The organism is Citrobacter sp. RHB20-C16 (genome assembly GCF_013890155.1).
Lineage (GTDB): Bacteria > Pseudomonadota > Gammaproteobacteria > Enterobacterales > Enterobacteriaceae > Citrobacter_A > Citrobacter_A amalonaticus.
In genome coordinates this window covers 727,701-747,127 of sequence record NZ_CP057630.1, presented here as the reverse complement: position 1 = coordinate 747,127, position 19,427 = coordinate 727,701, and the positions used below count along the sequence as shown (strand labels likewise).

20 protein-coding genes and 1 pseudogene are annotated in these 19,427 nt (G+C 44.6%); 6 read left to right on the top strand and 15 right to left on the bottom strand.

Annotated elements, in window-relative coordinates; genetic code table 11:
- Nucleotides 1–385: 385 nt before the first annotated feature.
- From HVX64_RS03685 to HVX64_RS03670, 4 genes are read left to right on the top strand one after another with little or no spacing between them, the layout of a single operon-like run.
- Nucleotides 386–1,456 (top strand): nucleotidyltransferase, encoded by a 1,071-nt coding sequence (locus HVX64_RS03685; RefSeq protein WP_181825282.1) that lies wholly within the window; start codon nucleotides 386–388, stop codon nucleotides 1,454–1,456.
- Nucleotides 1,453–3,189, top strand: a complete 1,737-nt coding sequence (locus HVX64_RS03680) for a ThiF family adenylyltransferase (RefSeq protein ID WP_181825281.1) — start codon at nucleotides 1,453–1,455, stop codon at nucleotides 3,187–3,189. The genes HVX64_RS03685 and HVX64_RS03680 overlap by 4 nt, the downstream gene beginning before the upstream one ends.
- Nucleotides 3,182–3,652, top strand: coding sequence for a Mov34/MPN/PAD-1 family protein (locus HVX64_RS03675; RefSeq protein ID WP_181825280.1), 471 nt, complete (start codon nucleotides 3,182–3,184; stop codon nucleotides 3,650–3,652). The genes HVX64_RS03680 and HVX64_RS03675 overlap by 8 nt, the downstream gene beginning before the upstream one ends.
- Before the next feature lie 3 nt (nucleotides 3,653–3,655).
- The gene (locus HVX64_RS03670; RefSeq protein ID WP_181825279.1) at nucleotides 3,656–4,729 is read left to right on the top strand and encodes an SAVED domain-containing protein; all 1,074 of its coding nucleotides are present in this window, start codon (nucleotides 3,656–3,658) and stop codon (nucleotides 4,727–4,729) included.
- Nucleotides 4,730–5,084: 355 nt separating this feature from the next.
- Here the strand turns inward: HVX64_RS03670 and HVX64_RS03665 are convergent, their stop codons facing one another.
- The 3 genes from HVX64_RS03665 to HVX64_RS03655 form a co-directional block, all read right to left on the bottom strand.
- Nucleotides 5,085–5,711, bottom strand: coding sequence for an inovirus-type Gp2 protein (locus HVX64_RS03665; protein WP_015063058.1), 627 nt, complete (start codon nucleotides 5,709–5,711; stop codon nucleotides 5,085–5,087).
- 125 nt (nucleotides 5,712–5,836) lie between these two features.
- Nucleotides 5,837–7,258, bottom strand: coding sequence for a YfjI family protein (locus tag HVX64_RS03660; RefSeq protein ID WP_181825278.1), 1,422 nt, complete (start codon nucleotides 7,256–7,258; stop codon nucleotides 5,837–5,839).
- A 134-nt stretch (nucleotides 7,259–7,392) separates the two neighbouring features.
- Nucleotides 7,393–7,629: an AlpA family phage regulatory protein gene (locus HVX64_RS03655; RefSeq protein WP_015063060.1), complete on the bottom strand. Its 237-nt coding sequence runs from the start codon at nucleotides 7,627–7,629 to the stop codon at nucleotides 7,393–7,395.
- 132 nt (nucleotides 7,630–7,761) lie between these two features.
- Here HVX64_RS03655 and HVX64_RS24050 point away from each other — a divergent pair.
- Nucleotides 7,762–8,085 (top strand): annotated as a pseudogene (locus HVX64_RS24050) (IS5/IS1182 family transposase); the annotation flags it as partial.
- Between the two features lie 93 nt (nucleotides 8,086–8,178).
- Here the strand turns inward: HVX64_RS24050 and HVX64_RS03650 are convergent.
- Nucleotides 8,179–9,051, bottom strand: a complete 873-nt coding sequence (locus tag HVX64_RS03650; RefSeq protein WP_249418892.1) for a hypothetical protein — start codon at nucleotides 9,049–9,051, stop codon at nucleotides 8,179–8,181.
- A 129-nt stretch (nucleotides 9,052–9,180) separates the two neighbouring features.
- Between HVX64_RS03650 and HVX64_RS03645 the strand changes: the two genes are divergently transcribed.
- Complete coding sequence (locus HVX64_RS03645) at nucleotides 9,181–9,339, top strand: hypothetical protein (RefSeq protein ID WP_105608933.1); 159 nt, start codon at nucleotides 9,181–9,183, stop codon at nucleotides 9,337–9,339.
- Here the strand turns inward: HVX64_RS03645 and HVX64_RS03640 are convergent.
- From HVX64_RS03640 to HVX64_RS03590, 11 genes are all read right to left on the bottom strand, one after another.
- Nucleotides 9,336–9,950, bottom strand: a complete 615-nt coding sequence (locus HVX64_RS03640; RefSeq protein ID WP_181825277.1) for a Fic family protein — start codon at nucleotides 9,948–9,950, stop codon at nucleotides 9,336–9,338. The genes HVX64_RS03645 and HVX64_RS03640 overlap by 4 nt on opposite strands.
- A gap of 4 nt (nucleotides 9,951–9,954) precedes the next feature.
- Nucleotides 9,955–11,271, bottom strand: coding sequence for a site-specific integrase (locus HVX64_RS03635; RefSeq protein WP_112035150.1), 1,317 nt, complete (start codon nucleotides 11,269–11,271; stop codon nucleotides 9,955–9,957).
- 388 nt (nucleotides 11,272–11,659) lie between these two features.
- Complete coding sequence (locus tag HVX64_RS03630; protein ID WP_181825451.1) at nucleotides 11,660–12,379, bottom strand: hypothetical protein; 720 nt, start codon at nucleotides 12,377–12,379, stop codon at nucleotides 11,660–11,662.
- Nucleotides 12,380–12,442: 63 nt separating this feature from the next.
- On the bottom strand, nucleotides 12,443–12,925 hold the full coding sequence (locus HVX64_RS03625; RefSeq protein ID WP_181825276.1) for an ImmA/IrrE family metallo-endopeptidase: 483 nt from the start codon (nucleotides 12,923–12,925) through the stop codon (nucleotides 12,443–12,445).
- A 556-nt stretch (nucleotides 12,926–13,481) separates the two neighbouring features.
- Nucleotides 13,482–13,739: a hypothetical protein gene (locus tag HVX64_RS03620; RefSeq protein WP_181825275.1), complete on the bottom strand. Its 258-nt coding sequence runs from the start codon at nucleotides 13,737–13,739 to the stop codon at nucleotides 13,482–13,484.
- Nucleotides 13,740–13,887: 148 nt separating this feature from the next.
- A complete protein-coding gene (locus tag HVX64_RS03615) occupies nucleotides 13,888–14,220 on the bottom strand; it encodes a hypothetical protein (protein WP_181825274.1) in 333 nt (110 codons plus the stop codon).
- 105 nt (nucleotides 14,221–14,325) lie between these two features.
- The gene (locus HVX64_RS03610; RefSeq protein WP_181825273.1) at nucleotides 14,326–16,029 is read right to left on the bottom strand and encodes a hypothetical protein; all 1,704 of its coding nucleotides are present in this window, start codon (nucleotides 16,027–16,029) and stop codon (nucleotides 14,326–14,328) included.
- The gene (locus HVX64_RS03605; RefSeq protein WP_181825272.1) at nucleotides 16,029–16,574 is read right to left on the bottom strand and encodes a hypothetical protein; all 546 of its coding nucleotides are present in this window, start codon (nucleotides 16,572–16,574) and stop codon (nucleotides 16,029–16,031) included. Before HVX64_RS03605 ends, HVX64_RS03610 begins: the two co-directional genes overlap by 1 nt.
- Nucleotides 16,546–17,271, bottom strand: coding sequence for a hypothetical protein (locus HVX64_RS03600; RefSeq protein WP_181825271.1), 726 nt, complete (start codon nucleotides 17,269–17,271; stop codon nucleotides 16,546–16,548). The genes HVX64_RS03605 and HVX64_RS03600 overlap by 29 nt, the downstream gene beginning before the upstream one ends.
- Nucleotides 17,261–17,848: a tail fiber assembly protein gene (locus HVX64_RS03595; protein ID WP_181825270.1), complete on the bottom strand. Its 588-nt coding sequence runs from the start codon at nucleotides 17,846–17,848 to the stop codon at nucleotides 17,261–17,263. Before HVX64_RS03595 ends, HVX64_RS03600 begins: the two co-directional genes overlap by 11 nt.
- Nucleotides 17,848–19,422: a phage tail protein gene (locus tag HVX64_RS03590; RefSeq protein WP_181825269.1), complete on the bottom strand. Its 1,575-nt coding sequence runs from the start codon at nucleotides 19,420–19,422 to the stop codon at nucleotides 17,848–17,850. The genes HVX64_RS03595 and HVX64_RS03590 overlap by 1 nt, the downstream gene beginning before the upstream one ends.
- Nucleotides 19,423–19,427: the final 5 nt, after the last annotated feature.

Here is a 19,427-nt window from a genome sequence, read left to right as displayed (position 1 = left end):
CAAAAACGGCAGAACCGTGAGGTTCTGCCGTTAATGGGATGTATTCATGAGAATGATATATATCTTAAATTTATTATGTTGCTAAAACCCATCTTGCGAGGTGTAAACATTATGTCTGTATAAAATCGGCCCGCTATCATACGAACAGAGTTCTGGCTGATCATGGTTGAAAAGCGAACATTTTAAGACATCTGGTTTTGCTCTCCTTCAAAGAGTTTTGTCTCCATGATTGCCGAAGTAGTTCACTTTCATGTGCATGCTTATAGTTACATCTTCATACCAATTTTTTTGTCAATCAGAATGAGATTATTTTTTTGAATGTAACTTGAAAACAAACGAAGCGGCCCCAGATTAAATTGTGCTCACAACAATTGCGGGGTTTTTTATGAGTCTTCAGAATAAATTCTTCAAATTTCACGATGCGATACTGCTAGGCATAAAGGACGTGGCATACAATAATGCCCGCCTTAAGGACGATAGTATCCTCAAGGATATCAAAGTTCGCTTCAAAGAGGATGGATTTCCAGTCATCGATGATTTCATACAGGGTTCGATGGCAACCGATACAGGGATCCGTGAGAATGGGCAAGATTTTGATATCGATCGCGCAATAGTTATTGAAGCGTCACTAGCGCCAGAAAACCCAATCACACCCAAAAAGGCGGTCCTAGAAGTACTTGAAGCCCGTGGTTTCAAGAATGCCAAAATCAAAAAACCTTGTGTTACGGCTGATTACAAGACTGAAGATCTTCATATTGATATTCCTATTTACCGTCGATATGAAAATGGACAGTACGAACTCGCGGTAGGTAAAACACACTCTGATGAAGAAAATCGTCAATGGTCTCCTTCAGCTCCACGTGAGTTGATTGATTGGGTGGCTGCGTACGATAACAGTGCTGTTTATGCTTCTAAAAAGAACGACCAGTATCGTCGCATCGTTCGATACCTCAAACGATGGAGAAATTTCACTTTCAGTGAAAATGTTCGTCGCAAAATTTATTCGATTGGCATCACTGTGATGGTTAAAGAATCATTGGTCGCTTCAATCAATGATGAAGGTTTCCCAGATGATCTGTCGGCCTTACGCGCAACTATTCATCACATTTTGAATGATGGTGGTTATTTCAGCTTAGTAGAGGCTGAGAAATACAAAGTTAAAGTAGATATCCCTGTAAGTCACACAAGGGATATTTTCGATAACAGTAGCATCACAACTGGCACTCAATTCCGTAACCAGCTTGCAGCTTTGCTAAAAACTCTTGACAAGGTTGCGGATGAAAATAGCGAATCTAAGCAGTGTGAATTGCTTAGAAAGGTTTTTGGCGAAGATTTTCCTGAGCATGCTTCGACATCTACTGCATCGGCGGTATCTACTGCATCCGTAGTGGCAAGTGTTGGTACCAACACAGTCTATGCTTCCTCGGGAGCTGTGGGGACATCACAGGGCGCATGAACTATTCAGCCATCACGGATTACTTAGCCAAACGCGGATACAAGGTATTCGCGTACCCTGCTGAAACTGACCAGATTGAATTTTTCAGAATTGAACTGGAGATAGGTGATTTTCCGGTTACATTAATCCATTACCCTGTCAAAGAAATTATCGGTTTGCCCATATTTCTCCTTGTAAACCCTTCAGCTTTGCCAAGGTTGGCGCATACAACAGTTTATGAAGAGATCGGCTTTGCTACTATATGTGTAAATGTCCCAGATGCTGTTTCAGTTAACTACGAGTGCCCTGAACTGGCGTTTGAGGAGTCACTTAAACGACATATTACATTACTCTCACGTGCCTTAACGGACCGGGACTGGAATACTCAGGAACTGTTGAGAGAGTTTGAAGCGGGATGGGGAAGTATCATTGAGCCGGAAACGACACCATTTCTTTGCTTGTCGGATGAGGGGGAGGCCGAGTCTCTTTCTGTTTTTAAGCCTCGTAAAAACGCCAAAGCTGGGCTTAATACATATTTTTTAGGCTATAGAGAAGGCTGGAATCCTGACGCCCTCTTTTCGCCTTTAAGCCAGATTTTGAAAGAGCGCGAAGAAACTAAAGGAAATGGATTTGTCATACCACTTGGTACAATTATGCCCTCCCCCTGGCAGAAGGAAGAATTGGCTCAGTGGTACTTAGAATTGATACAGGATTTGCCACAGGATTTATTTACCACGCTGATACAACGCTTCGGTCAGCAACGAGCCCGCGAATTTTGGCTTATTTTTAATGCCCAGACCCCTTCTGGAAAAACATGGTTTGGGATCCATTTTGCGTTAAAAAATGCAGTTCAGGGCAAAAAGCATCTTCCCTTTAAAGCTGGTCACATTGAGGATTGGGTTCTAAAAGCCTTACCTGTTTTAACATTCAATAAAGAGCGTTTGATGCCAAGAAGCGGAGCTAACCAGTCCTTGCTAGGCAAGAAGATCATGCTCGTAGGCTGCGGATCAGTTGGCGGAGAAGTTGCAGATAAGCTGGCTGCATCAGGTGTCGGTCACATCCATTTGTGCGATCCTGATTCGCTCTCGCTCAACAATCTTTATCGGCATATCCTGCCTCCAGCATTTGTGTCATGTCCAAAAACAGTCGCATTATGGTTAAGTCTAAACAGTAAATATCCTTGGTTAGAGATTACAGGCGACATGACAAAACTACTTGCTCTAAGAGATCGCAATACTCTTTCTTCATTCGACCTTATCATTATTGCTATAGGGTCCCCCACACAAGAACGCATGTTTCATGATTATCTGATTAAAGAAAAAATCAAAGTTCCCGTCATCAATACATGGGTAGAAGGTTATGGAGTTGGAGGGCATGCTGTTCTTGATATACCAGAAACACCTGGTTGCTTACGATGTGCATACGTAGATTCCGACAATTTTTCTCGCGGGTTATCATCTAATCTTAACTTTCTTGCCACAAACCAAGATTTAACAAGAAATCATGCTGGATGTGGAGATGCATTTCTTCCTTACTCCTATACATCATCAACCATGACAGCGCTTGTTACAGTGGATCTGGCAGTAAAATATCTCAGTCATAGAGTAAATATCTCATCGAGAGTTAGTTGGAAGGGCAGCTCCGAAGATGCGATTGAGTATGGCTTTATACTGAGCGAAAGGTATCACGCGTTCAATCGCTCCTTGGAAGTATTACCCTTGTACAATCCTGAATGTGATATATGCAATGGATAATTCAGAACATCTCAAAATAGAAACAGAGAATTTCAGAATCAACATTTTAAAGAATGTGGATGATATTTGGTTTGGATATCGACAAATAAATAAAAATATGCCAGAGGCTTTTGGTGTATTGATTGGTAGTAAAGACCTTGTGGCAGAACATTTTAAAATCGTCGATGTAACAGTTCCACAACAAGGGGATCGTTGCTCAAGAATGAGTTTTACTCTGATGGATCCCGAACACCAATGTATAGTTGACCGCTATTATCAAGATTCCGGAGGGGAATTAGTTTATCGCGGTACATGGCACACCCATCCCGAAGGTATTCCTTATGCTTCAAATGTTGATGTCAGAGACTGGAAAAAATGTAAGGAGAGAAATCAAGATAAACAACTTTTCTTTATAATAATAGGCACAGAGAAAAAGGCTATTTATTATTTTGTAGGTGAAAGTCTTCTACGGCATGAGTTTTGAGGGATGACTATGAATAAAACAATTTTTTTATATATACTGAAATTGGTTTTCAGGCCCAAGGATATACTCACTCGTATTGGATTCGGTCTGTTTAGTGGAGGGATAGCAGCTTCAGCCGGTGGGTGGGGTATGAACTTAGATTTTTCAGAGCAATTACTTAAAAAATATATCAATATTTTTGATGGCATCTCCATTAGCTATCAAAAATGTTCTGAGGCTGTTCTATACATTGGGATCTTTGCATCCATTTTAGGACTGTTAGTACTAATGTATTGCATATTCCTGGCTGTTCGCGATGTCCAGAAACGTGATATTGCCTTTATTCGTGCGTATGGGTTTGAAAATATTGATCCACATGCAGCAGAAAAAATGCTTTCGGCCAGAGAAAAAGTCAAAACACTCCCCGTAGACTTAAAAGCATTTGATTCTAGGAATAAAAGCAATGTAATAGAGGAATCTACATTTATCAGACGGATGATAAAGGACAGAACACAACACTCTGAAGCCACTGTAGCCTATGTTGCAGCTCTGGGGAGTATTCCTTATTTGTATATGATTGGTAGCTCAATGCGTGACGGTCACTTGCCTCTAAGACTATCCGATTTTGATCGTAATAAAAATTGCTTTCATCTTCTAGATGCCCCTCCAACCGGTGCTAAGTTACTTAGGAAATTTAGAGGGGAGATAACAGAGAATAGTTCCGTTGTTGGTCCGAATGCTAGCAACAAGATAGGGCTCGCTATTTCATTTACAATGAATATACAACCATCGGACCTTCCAGTAGACCTTATCGATCATACGCTACATATCCAGCTTGATACAGGATTCAAATTTGATAATCTTCCTTCTGAGGAAGAGCAGGAAAGTATTACTAAAGAAGTAAGTTTCATAATATCAGAATTGAATAAAAAAGCTGATGAAGTACATATATTTATTTCAGCTCAGGCATCTTTTGTTGTTCGTCTTGGCTCTCTTTACCAAGAGGGGTTACACGGTATGATCTATGTCTGGCATTGGAACTCAATCAAAAATGAATATGAATGGAACTTGAGAATTTCAGGTAAAGAGTTGAGCTGAAATATGGTAAAAGCCACCGAGCCTATGAAGGTAATACAGTTGAAATGCTTGGCGTGTTGGAGCTATTAGCTGACAGATTGCTAAAAAATAACTTCGACAACATTAGATTAAAAATTTCATGATTATATTAACCGGCCGCATATCCCGCAGAAGGCCGGTTATTTTATCAATTTAAAAGTGTTTCTAGGGAATTAAGCTTGCATGAGTATTAGCGAGTTTGTTATCAATCATGATTGTTTACCCTGCCTGTAATAACAGTAAATCACAATGTGGAGGTGCAAACTTTCCGAGCATATGATTACCTACCCGGCTATAATGCTCAATATAATCCATAAGAAAGGATGCTGTTTAAATATTATCCTCGGCTACATCCGAAGTTACGGTCTCCATCACCCAATATTTTAGTTCTTACTTTTGTCATGTAATCCACTCTATTCATCAAGTCGTTATAATTTTGCTCGAAGCTGTCCCTTTTACGATTGAGGAGATATTTCCCATTTGATGGGTAGTTAACTAACTTCCCTGAACCATCTATCGGGATACCAAGCGCACTGTACCAGGCTGTTGTTATCATTGTGCGTAGCGTATTTCGGTTCAAGTCGTAATCCCCTAGATGATAATATGCATCCTGATTGAAGCACAGTATCAAATGGTAGTGCCGCTTCCCATTTTTTGTATATTCTCTGACCCATGCGTAACGCAAGTTAGAATGTCGGGTATCAGGCCAGTCTTTCCGTTGAGTTTTAATATGCTTATCGTGTTCAAGCTTTGCTTTTAACGCACTGGTAAAGCGAGATATAGCACCAGAGTCAATTCTGGGTTGAAAGAATGGGTTGTCCAGATTTTCTGTATCTATTGGGTCATGTAGATCAACACGTAGAATCATTGAGTTAGGATGTTCGTTGAGGGAGTTATCAATAACCTGTTTGATTCTATCCCGATATAGGGATATGTGTGAACCGAATTCACTATCGTATGTCATATAGTATCCTATTTATCGATATTGGAGTAAGTGATGGATTTAATATATATTACCTATCATGACAACAAACCATTAACTGAACTGGGTTCATTATTCATTTTTACTCTTGAATTAAATACAATTAATCAGAATGAACTTGAGGCGTTCAAACCAGCGATAGCTATTAATGTGGTTTTCCCCTTTTTTCCCACAAGGATTTTATTTTGAGAGAATAATGTACTGAGTAATTCATTTGCTTTACTACGATTCCTGAATTTATTAGGGCCATATTGGAGGATGGTATTTTTAGTGATATAAGGTACAACAAGGCGATTACAATGGTTTTTTATCCACCAATAAAGCTCATCCGCCTCCGAGATTGCCAGCGTGAATTCTTGAGGTTTAGAAAATATGTGGATGTACTCATTCACATACCAGGTAGTTATCTTCACAGCATCTTCGACTGCAGAAAGAGGTATATCGCCATCATTACCATTAAAAAAATGCAGAAGAGCGGCTACTCTTGCCGTATTTTCTGCGACCTTAGATGCATAGTCTTTAAAGTCTGTTAAGGTGCCAAGTAAGCCCATATCTGACTCCACCTTGTTATAAAATTCTAACCAGCGACTTTCCGCTTCTACAGAGAAACGCAGACAAAGACGATTATTTTGATTATCTCTTGAAATATTTTCGTTAACTATCTCCATCAGTCGTTGATGGAATACCGGCAAATGTTCGCTTGAAATAACGGGACTGGAGATAATTCTGGAACCTTGCTTTGAATCAGGCTGACATATCAAGCACCGGGCGAAGAATCCGATACCTTTAGCTGCATCACCTTTACGTTGCAGATAACCTTTAAACACCTCAGGCTGAACCATCAATCCTAATGTTAGTCTGGCATTTTTGATTAATTTTTCCGGTTCGCTTTTCCTTTCCACGGAAAATGTTGCACCATCCCACATTTTGTTGATAAAGGGGAGTTCGTTCAGCGTATAACCATTAAAAATAGTACCAGCTTCATCAGACATAATACCGATAGAGCGCCAGTAACCACAGAGGTAATCCTTAATAGCCGCAGGTGTGGCGTCATTAAATATCTGCTTGAACCTCACAGGTGCTTTACGTTGCAACTCCAGAAACTCTTTCAGACGTTCATTCGTTGCCGAGTGATCTTTATTTTTGCGAATATCTGACTTCAGTTTTGACATCAAGGCTTTCTTTTCAATGTTAAAAACCGTTTCTTCATTCCTCCAGACAACCAAGTCATGGGTATATTTTTCAAACCATTCTTCTTCCAGTTGATACAATGGCTTCATCAGTATTTTGTCCACAGTACTTTTACGTTCACCAGATTCCGCCAGCGTCAGTATGAAAAGCGATACCGGACCGCGCAGATTATTCAGTCGACACACATCAATACGGTTCTGGCATGCAAGCGAAATAATCCCCAGTACCGATGCGGAAATCAAAGCCTGAGGAGCCTGCGTGTGCTGTTCCACTTCATAAACCGCATTTCTGATAATCTGAGGAAACGAATCAATAGGAAAAGGACGAGCGTTAAACATGCAATACCTCTAATAAAATTCACGTTAAAAAGTTTCGCTCAAGTTGCCATTCCGCTATTAATTGCAGAAATAGCAGGATGAACACGGAGCATTCAGAAAAAAACAAAAAAATAAATGCACAAAACCTCTGGATCCTAACGTTCGTTAATCCAGCAAAGCAGATCGCTTAACAACCAGCCACAGGACTTCAACCCAATAGACTTACGCAACGGAAACTGACCGACTTGCTCCAGTTTCCAAGCCGTTGAACGAGATATCGATGTGATGCACTGACGTTCTTTTTCACGTACGAGGCGATCATGGGGTTCGCCATAGTTACGCAGGACCTGTAAACGTTCTTGTGGTGTTGGATAGTTGAATGTTGATTTCATGTTGCCTCCTTCGTTTCAGTGAAAGCAGCATGTCTCAGTTTACGAGGATGTGAAAGGAACGGCCTCGTTATTAAGGCCTTAATAAGGGGCCGAGCATTGGAGATAAGTGACCGCAACTTGCTTGACACATACCGAGCATTACCACGTCTGATGAGCCAGAAAAAGCGAAAGATAAAGTCAGCAGCGGCAGACGGTGCTTACGATGTGAACTACTGTCACGACTGTCTAAAGAGGAAGAAAATCAGGCCGGTGATACCGCTGCTTAGCGGGGCGGTGTACTGGTCTCTGGAGAGGGTTCAAGTGGTGGCGTACCAGCGATTAACGGGGAACAATAAGGAATGAAAATAGAAAGTAGGCTAACACCTGCGTTCGTTGGCGGAAACTGCAATGGCGCGGGTGAAGGGGTTGAATAAAATGACGATACTGTCTATGCCGGTCAATGTAGGAATTGCCTGAGATATAGGAACAAGGACTTTGCCGCTCTCAAAAATGATTTATTCAACAAAGCCCCTCCAAATCATAACGATCATATCCACTTAAAATCCCCGGTCATATAGAAACATTTTTTAGCCATCGACGAACGGTCTCAGAATTAAATTTATATTTCCCACCATACTTATTTTTATTGAGACTGGTTAAGATATCAGCCATCGTTGTAAAGTTAATATTCCCTTCATTATCCAAACAATATTCATTCAGCAATATGTACAAAGCCAAATGTTCTATTTTTGAATAACGACTTCCACTTTCTACCTTTTCAAGGCTCGGTGAAACAGTCAATATACATGCTAATTTTTCGATATCATCAACATTCATGTATAAGTTATTAATGCTAACTTCAATCACTTCTTTAAATGTCAAAAAATCGTTTTCATCATGTCCAATGACTTTCAAAAAAGATGAGTTATCGTCATCTGAGAAAAAAGGATTTGCATTGAATACTTTATAATCACTTTTTACAAACTTTGTGGATGCACCTGGTTTAACCTGCCAATACCCGTACGCGTAACCATCGTAATAAAGCTGATCATCACCGATGGGAATATAGCAAATCTCGGCACCCTTTTTCCTGCGAAACAGTCTTACATTAGTCAAATTAGATTTGTTTTTTTGATAAGAATCAAGTTCATTAATTATTTCATTTTTTCTATCTTCAATAAACCCTCCGTATTGCTCAATGTTATCCATTAAGCTATTAGGTGTACTAATACCTGTATAAATATAGTTGTCATTCGTCTTTGATGTGGAATCATCCACATTACGAATAGTACATGATAACTGACATAAACATCCTTCAAAATGTATATAAAGAGGGAGCTTATCATCACACCAAAGATCTATGACTTTATCCAATTCAGTGCCATACTGAACTACAATATTTTCTACAGTAATAAACTTATTTCCAGTTTCCACAATGATCATTTACCCTCAGAATAAAAAATTCACTGCCTCTATGGTTTTGATAGTGTTTTAATACATTACACAGTGAGACCTATTGCCCAATTCAGCCAGTACTACTATAATCAAATTGGATCCATTAAGGAACAGCCCATGCACAAACAACCAATGTCATCCTTCGTTACTAAAGAACAAATCTACCGCGCCGTTGCCAGCTCGACCGCGATAGAAACCGGTGCTCCTGTGCAAAAAATTGAGCAGCAGCTTAAACGCAATCAGGCACTGGCGAAAGCCGTTGGCCTCGCCCGCTAGTCTGGCAAGATATCGCTCACCAGCTGCATCATAGGGCTGTAGTTCCCTGATACGCCTGCCTGTATTGCCTTGAAGTAAAACGCCTTGTGCTCATCCCACAGGCTGTAGTCCAGTAAGCCCTTTCCCGCCAGAACCGACAACACATCGCAAAGCAATCTCGACAGACGCCCGTTACCTTCTCTGAATGGGTGGATCAAAATAAATTCCACATGGCATTTAGCTAGATAACGAACCAGCTCCGGACGAGCCAAGGATTTCAGTTCACCAGACCGGGAAAGAAACTGCTTCTCGAAACCATCAAGCAGCAGCGGAATCCTGTCGGCAGCGGCAAACTGAAAGCCGTCCTTAGTCAGGTTAGCGTTACGCAGCCTCCCTGCCCAGTCATATACATTCCCCAACCATTGGCGATGCCACGTTCTGATGTGATCAAAAGCTAGCACCTCAGGCGGCTGGCCCTCGATAAATAGCTGCTCATACAGCATCAGCAGCAAGCCAGACTCCAGCGCCTCCATTTCCTGCTCATCAATGATCCCCAGCTTATTGGCAAGCACTAGGTCGTTTGAGCCTGGCTGATATCGCTCTTCTGCTGAATTAAGCTCATATCTTGACAAGTCCTTACCTCCGTCCAAACAAGTTCACAACGTTGTTTTCCTGCTGCCGTTGATAGTTGTTGACCCGATCCTCCCAAATCTCAAGCGCCCTGCGTTTTTCAGTCAAGTAATCATAACGGTCATAGTGTTTCGAGCTGACATCGTTCAAAGCGTGATTCTGAATACGGTCGCGGATCTCTTTGCTGATCCCCGCCTCCCCCATCAGCGTTTTACAGGTACGGCGTAAATCTCGCGCCGTGAAAACTTTAAACTCAGGATTAAAGGCCCGAAAATACATGATGGAACGCGCCAGACTATCCGTGCGCACTGGGCGCTCACCGTTCGTTGATAACGGAAAAATATAGGGACTGTTACTTTCCTTAGTCAGCTCTTTAACTGAGGCTAATTCCTGTAGTGCCGATTCAGTCAGCGGGATCAGATGCTCACGCTTGTTTTTCGATACATCGGCTATGACCAGCAACGTCTTTTGTTGCCAATCAATAGCACTCCACTGGCTGGCAATCATTTCAAACGGACGCTGCCCACCAGCATAAACACAGAAGCGAATCAGATGCTGCATCAGCGGCCCAACGTTGGTGGCCTCGACGAACTGTTCCATGACAACACGCAACTCTTCCAGCGTTAACCATGTATCACCCACTTTTTCCGCCGAAGACTGTTTCGGTATGGCCGAGACCGGGTTAACTTCAAGACCAAACGTGATACCCACGCTGGTATTCATCGGATCGTTATCGGCTTTAAGCCCATAGTTGAATGCCGCCATCAGATAGGAACGAATTCGGTTTGCATGGACCACCGCATCACGCTGGATAATGCCTGACAAGATCGTTTTGATCTGTAAGGGCGTGACATCTTTCGCTTTGGTCTCGCGAGGAATGACTGAATAGCACTCTTTTTCAAGACGCTTCAGTACATCGGCCCAGGTCCGCTTATTGTCGAGCTTCATCTTATTAACGTAACCATGCACCAGTTCTTCAAACGATCCTTGAGAACGATGGATCTGCATGATGTGCTGTTCGGCCAGGCGCTGTTGCTCAAGCTCTTGCTGGGGCTCTTTTCCTTCAACAAGCCAGGCACCATACTTTTTCGCCAGCTCATTGGCCGTCACCAGTTTCATCTCAGGCCAGATGCCCAACTGGATGAACTTTTCTTTCTTCCCTTTCTCAACGTAGTAACGGAAATAAAAAACTTTGCTGCCTGAAGGCTGAACCTTAACGCCAAGCCTGCCAGTACCACGTTGAGCGCTGTTGCTCCACACGTAGTACGCCGTGCTTTTTGTCTTCAATCCACGTATAGCAGTCTCGGTAAGATTAGCGGCCATAAGTTTACCTTTCTAAGAATATGCGTTACCTGACCCGATACCCATTTCGGGTCAGGTAACGGGTCAGGTAAGGATAGTACAATGGGAAAATGAGAGAACCAATCAGAAACAAAAATAACTTCATAACTGATTGATTATAGACAATTAAAAATACAAATAGAGACAATGACGAACAATCAAAAACATGCCAATTTTATGACTCATAATCGCTTGGTCGCTGGTTCAAGTCCAGCAGGGGCCACCAAATTTTAGCTGTAAAATCATGATGATAAGCCATCTCATTGAGATGGCTTATTTATATCGATTTACTCAATGCCCCCTTTTCGTCCCCCCGAGCTAATCAGAAGGTACTGATACAGGTACACTTTGACGTGTCACCGATAAACTATTATTTTAATTTTGCGAAGAAATCCTTAATCTTGAGTGCTAACTCTTCCAGAACTTTACTGACTGGCGTTGCCAGAACCCCTCTTAAATCATCTTCAACTTCTTTCTCTTTTTCCTTTGCTTCTGCTTCTGACCTGAAGACAACCTTGATTAACCCAAGCATGAGGGTTAATCCCACCCCAAGAACAAATGCAACTAACGTAATCAAAGGGCTTGCTGACAGCCAGTTAGTTGAATCAAGGAATCCTTTAATTACGCTTATGTCTGTGTCTTTGGCAGTTTTAGCTAATTCCTTGGCATGGTTTATGCTTTCAGGAGGGACTATAAAACCAGCCAATTCTTGCGCTGTAGTTACTCCTGTCCTGGCATTGATAGCTGCTGATACCGCGTCCGTGACAGTTTTCTTATATGAAAGCAGTCCAGATACAATATCTTGCGTAATGCTTAGCCCTAAACATAGGAAATACCCTGCAAGTCCTAAGCAGATTACAAACAGAATAGATCGCATCCATCTTCTGTCCCGTGAATCTTTGTACCTATGATCCAGAACTGTTTTGGCATAACTGGCTTTATTACCTGGAATAGGCCCACCGCCCCCGGAAAGATAAGCATCATCATCATGGGGTTCAATGGTTTCTGGTTCCGAAGGGGTTGCAGTAGTAATGGCAGGCTCCTGGGAATCGGAGTTACCTGCTTGAGGGTTATGAGGTTGATTGTCCATAAAAAAAAGCCACTAGTTATTAAGTGGCTTTTAGTATTAATCCGATTGAAAAAGAAAACAAGGTCAGACCGGATAACCTAAATTATTGAGTCTCCAGTACATCGCGCTCTCGGAAACATCAAAAATATGAGCCAGTTCTCCAATTTCTGTTATACCGCGTCGTTCAATTAAGACCTTGAGAGCCTCTCCAGGCATCAGCAGTTCCGCTGCAAACCGGTTAGCTTCAGTTTCCATCCACCGATTTTCATATTGGTGGGAAGCATCACTGTAATCACGGAAGCAACGATCATACTGTGCGGTATGCCCTAAGAGATGATGTGCTAACTCATGAGCAATCGTAAAACGAGTGCGATACTGACGCTCGTTCGGATTATAAGCGATTATTTTACGCCCATCGGGTCTGATCTCAGCTAACCCGCTCATTTCACTGCTCTGACTCAGAGGATGTACCTCAATGCCAAGGCGGTGAGCAATTGCGTCGGGCTTAACGGGCAGCAGACCATCCCAATAGGAACCAAGTACAGCCTGGGCTGTCCTCATATCCATGGTAGTCTCCTTTTTGTGACTCGACTGTAGATAAAAATGCTTCGTAACACATGTTAGTTCTGGAAGCATTACATAATTCTGTTACGTTAAATTTACTACAAATACCCGTACTAAAATACATAGCCTAGGTTACAAATTGTACAAAAAACAGCCATTCCCAACTTTTAATCTTCAAAAACTCAATTTTTAGTTGCAGAGCACTTAAAAAACGCCATTTTAAGTCATTAACTCCATCAAACAAACAAAAACAGAATAAAAAACCATCCAAATGAGCTATTTAGCATCCTACTTCCCAAATATCCTATCTGGAGAGTAAACAAGATACTGTCACAAAGAAGCAAGAGCAACATAACCATATGAAGAATGGGTAATTTCCATTCGTCAAATTTATTATAGCACATACTGTATATAATCACAGTAAATGCATTACCCCAGTCATTACGATTTTTTCATTCTGATAATCAATTAATACATTGATTAAAAAGACATTTACAAAATACATCTCAACTATGAGTGGGTTTTGCATGACACACAAAAGCGAATAAATCTTTTAGTTTCAATTTGTTATGATCATGCACTTCCGATTTACAAAAATAAATTGCTGAAATCTGCTGAAATTCTTTTCAATCATTTCAGTTTCTGTTCTCCGTAAAGCCACCAGTAATGGTGCGGTCTGGCGCTCAGGTTTGTAGAAAAATAAAACTGAAAAATTTTCCAGTTCCAGAAACCGCAGGCGGGTGCGGTGTAGCGCCGTTTTTGTCTGTGAAGCATTTCTTTTGTCAGCATGTAGTGCCGTCAGTGCTTCGCTGTGCATTTGATCTTATTGAAGTGTCTCGGTTGGTGTCTGAGCATTGCAATGCGTACAGTGTGCATTTTGTGTCGTCTGTTAACAGGAACAAAAAAACCCGCATTATGCGGGTTAGCGGGATACTCTTTTTATATCAACCAATTTGAGGCTATGGTTATCGGCAGGCTTTCCGACCAACATAGTATGCAATTGAACGATCAATTATAGGTGCCATACTTGGATCTGGTGCTGATCCATTCATTTGCTCGATAGTGTCACCGCTTCCAAGATACTTGACCGTCGAGGCCGTACAGTCGTATAAGCGCTTAGAATATGACACTCCAGATGGTCCCTCTCTCTTGGTTGTTATCGTAGCCATATCACCGGTACGAGTCTTCTCTAAGACCGTATAGCTAGCCTTCGTATCTGTTGGCACAGTGAAAACTTCAGCGGCTAACACATTGAATGAAACTGCTGCACCTACAGCTAAAATAATCAAATTCTTCATATCCCTTTTCCTATCCTTTGAGTCAGCAATAATCCTATCGCAACAATCCTAACAAGGAACTGAGGAAACGACAAAGCCCGCATCATGAGTGGGCTGATGGGGTGGTCAGGCAATTATATTCTGGTACTTGCTCCGGGTCTGCCCGGCTTTCGTCGCCGTCTGTGTGAACGCGTCGGCATTGGTTGGAATCCCAACGGTGGGGTGCGAATGGTTCGCGCATTGCTGCGCCAGCTCTGCCAGTAAATCAATGGTGTCCAGCATCATGGTCAGGGCGTTGATACTCTCGCTGCCAATATGGACAGTTGCCCCCATGACCTGCTGACCGCCAGCGGCCACTGATTTACGCAGTGCGGCAATCTTCTCTGTCAGGCTTTCGCCAACCTCCACGGCTACAGCACCGCCCACTTTAGTGGACTGTTGTCCTGCTATGTCCGTTTCTTCGTTTCCTTCAATACTGGCCAGCCTGTTACCTTTCACCGCCTGGCTATAATCACCGGCGCTTACCTGCTGGATGGCTCCGGCCAGCAATGTGGCGGTTCCCAGTACCGTAGTTTTATCCGTGGCTTTCACCGTGGTTTCACGGCTTACCAGTTCGCGCTGTTCCGTATCAGCTTTCACGGTTCGCGCCATTGATGTTTCGCTGATGGTCTGATCGGTCTGTCTTACCCAGTCCCCTGCCTGAGTCACCCGCTGGGAAACTTCTTCCCGCTGCTGCTGCAATTGCTCACCGGGTTTAACGTCCGGCAGGCTGGTACCATCCGGCAGCGTCTGCCTGATAAAGGGTTTATCCGGTCTGCCCCCCGTGAATGCAACCTCAACCAGCGTCCCTTCTGGCGGAAACTGAAACATACCCGAATCATTCCCGGCCATCGGTACTGGCAACGGCACCGCTGAATAAACAGGCGTCTGATTGTCCGGGTTTCCGTCTGCGTCAAGCAGCTGCACGTCCACGGCGTAACGTGGCCGGAAGGGATCGGCAAAGTTACCGCTTTTTACCGGCTCTGAATGCGCCACGACTCTGGCCATCTTTGGCAAATGAAGCCCGGATGCCAGTTCCGGGTAATGGCTTTCAATCTGCCGTTGCGCCGGTGTTTTCTGCAAAGGTTTACCCGTTGCGCGGTTTCTCGGCGTCCATGTGATCGCCATCGTGTCATTAGTCAGGTGAACTTTAGTCACGCGTTCACCGTTCATCTCCACCCCTGGCCGCATAGTCTGGATCACTGGTAATGTCACAGAGTTACCGCCAGCAGCCCCCTGGCTGAACTCTGACGGGATTTCTATGGGACGACCGGCAAACAATGATTTTTCTGCGCCTCCGACGTAAAGCGAACCATCAGGCAACTGGTACCAGATGTAATCCTGGATACTGAACGCCCTGCCCAGATTGTTCAGCAACTGATAGCCGGTACCGTTATGGGTAAAATGTGGGATAGGGGTATCGCTGTACTGTGCATCAGGCACACTGACCGTGATCCCGCTGTTTTCTTCCATCCAGCTGGCAACCTCGCGTAAAGTTGGATGTTGAAACGAACATGGCCACATCCTTTCAAACACACCTACCAGCTCACGAATGAACAGACGCTGAAAACCGTTTTCAGCGGGCTGCGATCGCTCCACATACCCCGTAAACCAGCGCAAAAGCAGATCGGTATACCCCACATCCAGCCGCACCAGTTTTCCGGTGTAATCGGTTGTTGTCTCTGCGGTGATGAAGCCCCGGCCGCAGCTGTTCAGCTCCAGAACCAGGCTGGCATCCACCAGGTGAACTTCATCCGTTGAAAGGTAAAGGCGTTTTACTGGTTTCATCATTAACCCAAAGCATCATTGACGGGCTTCAGCACCTTGCGTTCAAACCACGTCAGTTTTTCTTCATCCTCTCCGGCAGACTGGCCACCGGACTGTCCCGCACTACCGGCAGTCTGTTTTTTTGCGGTCGTCTTACCTGTTGCCCTGGCCTCTCGCTTTTCCTGCACGCTGATATGTTCCGCCAGTGTGAATGTCACCAGCCAGGACATTTTCCCGTCCTGCTGGGGTGCATCCAGCATTCCGCTGAACGTTGCTTCACGAAAATTAACAGCACGGGCAACTTCATGCGCCACGCGGTACTTCTGACGATTACCACTGGCATCTGTAGCACTGGCCAGCTCAAAAATACGCTTCAGTATTTCAGACTGTTTAAAAGGTATTTCACCGCTGATCCGCAGTTCCTTTCCCTTTGCTCCCTGCTCTGATTTTGTTGTGGCACTGGTCTGGCCGGACTGATCTTTATCCTGAAACTGCTGTGAAACAGTCACCCGCATGTTTTTCAGCTGGATGGCCTCGCCATTAAGCGCCAGTGTCGGGATCGAAGTCATGAATCATTCCCTTTATTCCATCAAGATTATCGCCAACCAGCATCATGGCAGCGGTGTAAACGGCAGACTGCTGCGGAATGTCCTTCATCAGTTCCAGTAACGTGGTGCCGGCGTCTCCGCTGGCAGTAAAAACCCACGCTCTGGCACTTTTTCCCTGTAAATCATTCAGGCCGCTGGCCACATCACTGATAAGCTGGTCACGCAGCTGCGTGAACTCGCCCAGCTGTTTTTTCAGCCCTTCGATATCAAACCCGGCACCCGCCGCCTTTTGTGCCTGGCTGATTGCCGCAGCAGTTAAAGCTGCCCTGCTGGTTGGTACAGACAGTTGAATGGACGCAGGTAACGCTGCGGCGGTTTTGGCAGGGATCTGCATCTTGTCAATAGCCAGCGCTGCGGCGGATTGCGCCAGCCGTTTTACCTGCGTGAATGCCGGGGCGGGGAAAATCCCGACCAGGTTATTCAGGCTGGCCATAAAGTTTTCCTGCGTCTGTCCGGTGACCATCATAATCACCACGTCCGCATTCCCCCCAGTTCCGGCCAGGCGTTCAGCAAGATAGCGAACGGCATTAACCGGGCTGAGATATGCCCCATTCGCAGTCTGCTGTCCCAGCCCATAAATCCACGGATGTGCAGGGACGATCGAACAGTTCAGCGCAGCAACAGAATCCGTGAAGGCCAGACGTGCTTCACGCCACATTTCCAGGCACCTCCGGCCACACAATTTCCGGCGCATCTTCCGGTTGAATACGATTCAGTAAAACGCGGTATTTTTTCCATGCGGTAAGCAGCAGTGCTTCTTCTTCGGTCGCCATGTCTAAATCAACGGCATCCTGCAATGTGGCAATGGCGTCATTGGCCTGTTTAAGCAGTCTTTTCTTTTCGGCGTCTGCCTCGCTGACTAATGCAATTCGCATGGCCTCCGCATCATCCACCCACGCCTTACCATTCCATTTTTGCCAGGCATTAGCCGGTGCTGACGTGGTTGTCCCTTCCGGGTAAGCGCCTGGCTCGGTTATCTCCAGCTCATGACCGTTTTCTGTATCAAACACCACCTCACCACGATGATCCTCACGGGAAATCCATCTTTGCTTCTCTGAATCAAAAATTGCCACAAACTCCGCTTTGATCACCGGTGGCTTTATTGTGGTGCAGTTAGCTGGCAGTCCGGTATGCGCAGGTATAAAAGCGTCACCGGAACCAATAAATTCATTCGTATCGGAACGCAGGTTATAAACAGTAACTGTTTGATCGGTTTCACTCATTTTAAAAGTCATTATGCGAGTCTCACTATGTAGTTAAATGCAATATTCTTAACGGTCGTTTCTGCGTTGCCCGACGCGGCGACGGTAATGGTGTGACTGTGTACGCCAATTGCTACGGTATGAGAGTGAACGCCAATACCTACAGTGTGATTGTGTGCGCCAATGCCTACTGTATGTGCGTGGTTTCCTGCTGAACTGGTATTTACGGTATATGCAGTACCACTTCCGCCTGCTGATCTGGCTATTCCTGTACCATCAGTGCCTCGCGTGGTAAAACCGTGTGCGTGCGCCCCTGTCGTATTTGTCGTTTTCGTGCCATAGTCAAACGTAGTCGCCGTTTTAGTGCCGTAATCAAAGGATGATGTTGGTTTTGTCCCCAAATCCGTACTGGATGCACTGGCGGTGTGGGCATGGGATTTATTGCCATCATCTTCATAGGAGAGAACTGCGCGACCGTCTGGTTTCCCTTTGATAGTCTGCCCGCGCGCATCAGGAATTACGCCCGATGGATACGCGATTGCCAGTAAAGGATATGCAGCCTTATCAAAAGATTGTCCCTGCATAATTGCCCACCCTGCCGGTGGGATATCCGTTGACCACGGAAGCGGCACACCAACCGGCAGAACATCACTACGACTTAAAACGGCCAGTTCACCCAGATCCAGGCTTTTTCTTGCTTTTACCTTGTCGTTAACATCAGCAAGGTTTGCATCCTTACGCAAAAAATCGCTGCTGGCCTGCTGTTCTCCCAGGCTACCTTTTGGCCGTAAATCCGTGATGTTGCCATCCACATCAATGCTGGCCACAGCAAACACATAATGCTGAACCCCGTTCTGAACATAATCAGCAAGATTTGCTGCCACCGTGATTTTGCTCTGCACATTCCAGACACTGGTCAGCATCCCTGTCCAGCACACATCCAGCCAGACTTTTACCGGCTTTGCCGTCACCGTAATATTCTGATTCGCAGCCAGTGACGCACGAAGTCCAGCCACATACCCCGTGCCTTTCGTGACAAAAAACTGATTTCCGGTTTTGGCTACCAGATACCCGTTACCAAAAAACGCCGCCGCGCCATAAATATCCATATTTTCCAGGCGCTGGCGCTCATCCATTCCGGCCATACGCGCAGTAAAATCAATCTGCCAGGTTTCAGCGGGTGTATTAATCCCGGTTTCCGTTTGTGCGCCGTTGTACTCCATCAGAAACGAGCGGGTCAGCACGTTCCCCTGTTGCCCTTCTTTTGTTTTCAGTTTCTGCTGTGATGGTGCATGGACAATCATTGCCAGCGTACCGCTGGCCTTATTGAGCAGACCGATCCAGTTAAAACTGAAATCACCCACATCTGCGCCCAGCACTACGGAATAAACCACCCCGTTTTCATTCACCACACCGGTGCGGGTAACAGATTGCCGGTGAACAATCTGTGCTGTCGGGGGCAACGCTTCATCGCGGTCAACAGGTGTATCCGGGTTTAAATCCGGCACACTGGCAAAAACAAATTCATCCAGTAGTACCGGTTCACCCGTTGCCCCTTGCTGCGCTTTCCAGTTTTCAAACGCCAGTGTGATGGCCGTCTGTGACATAAGTA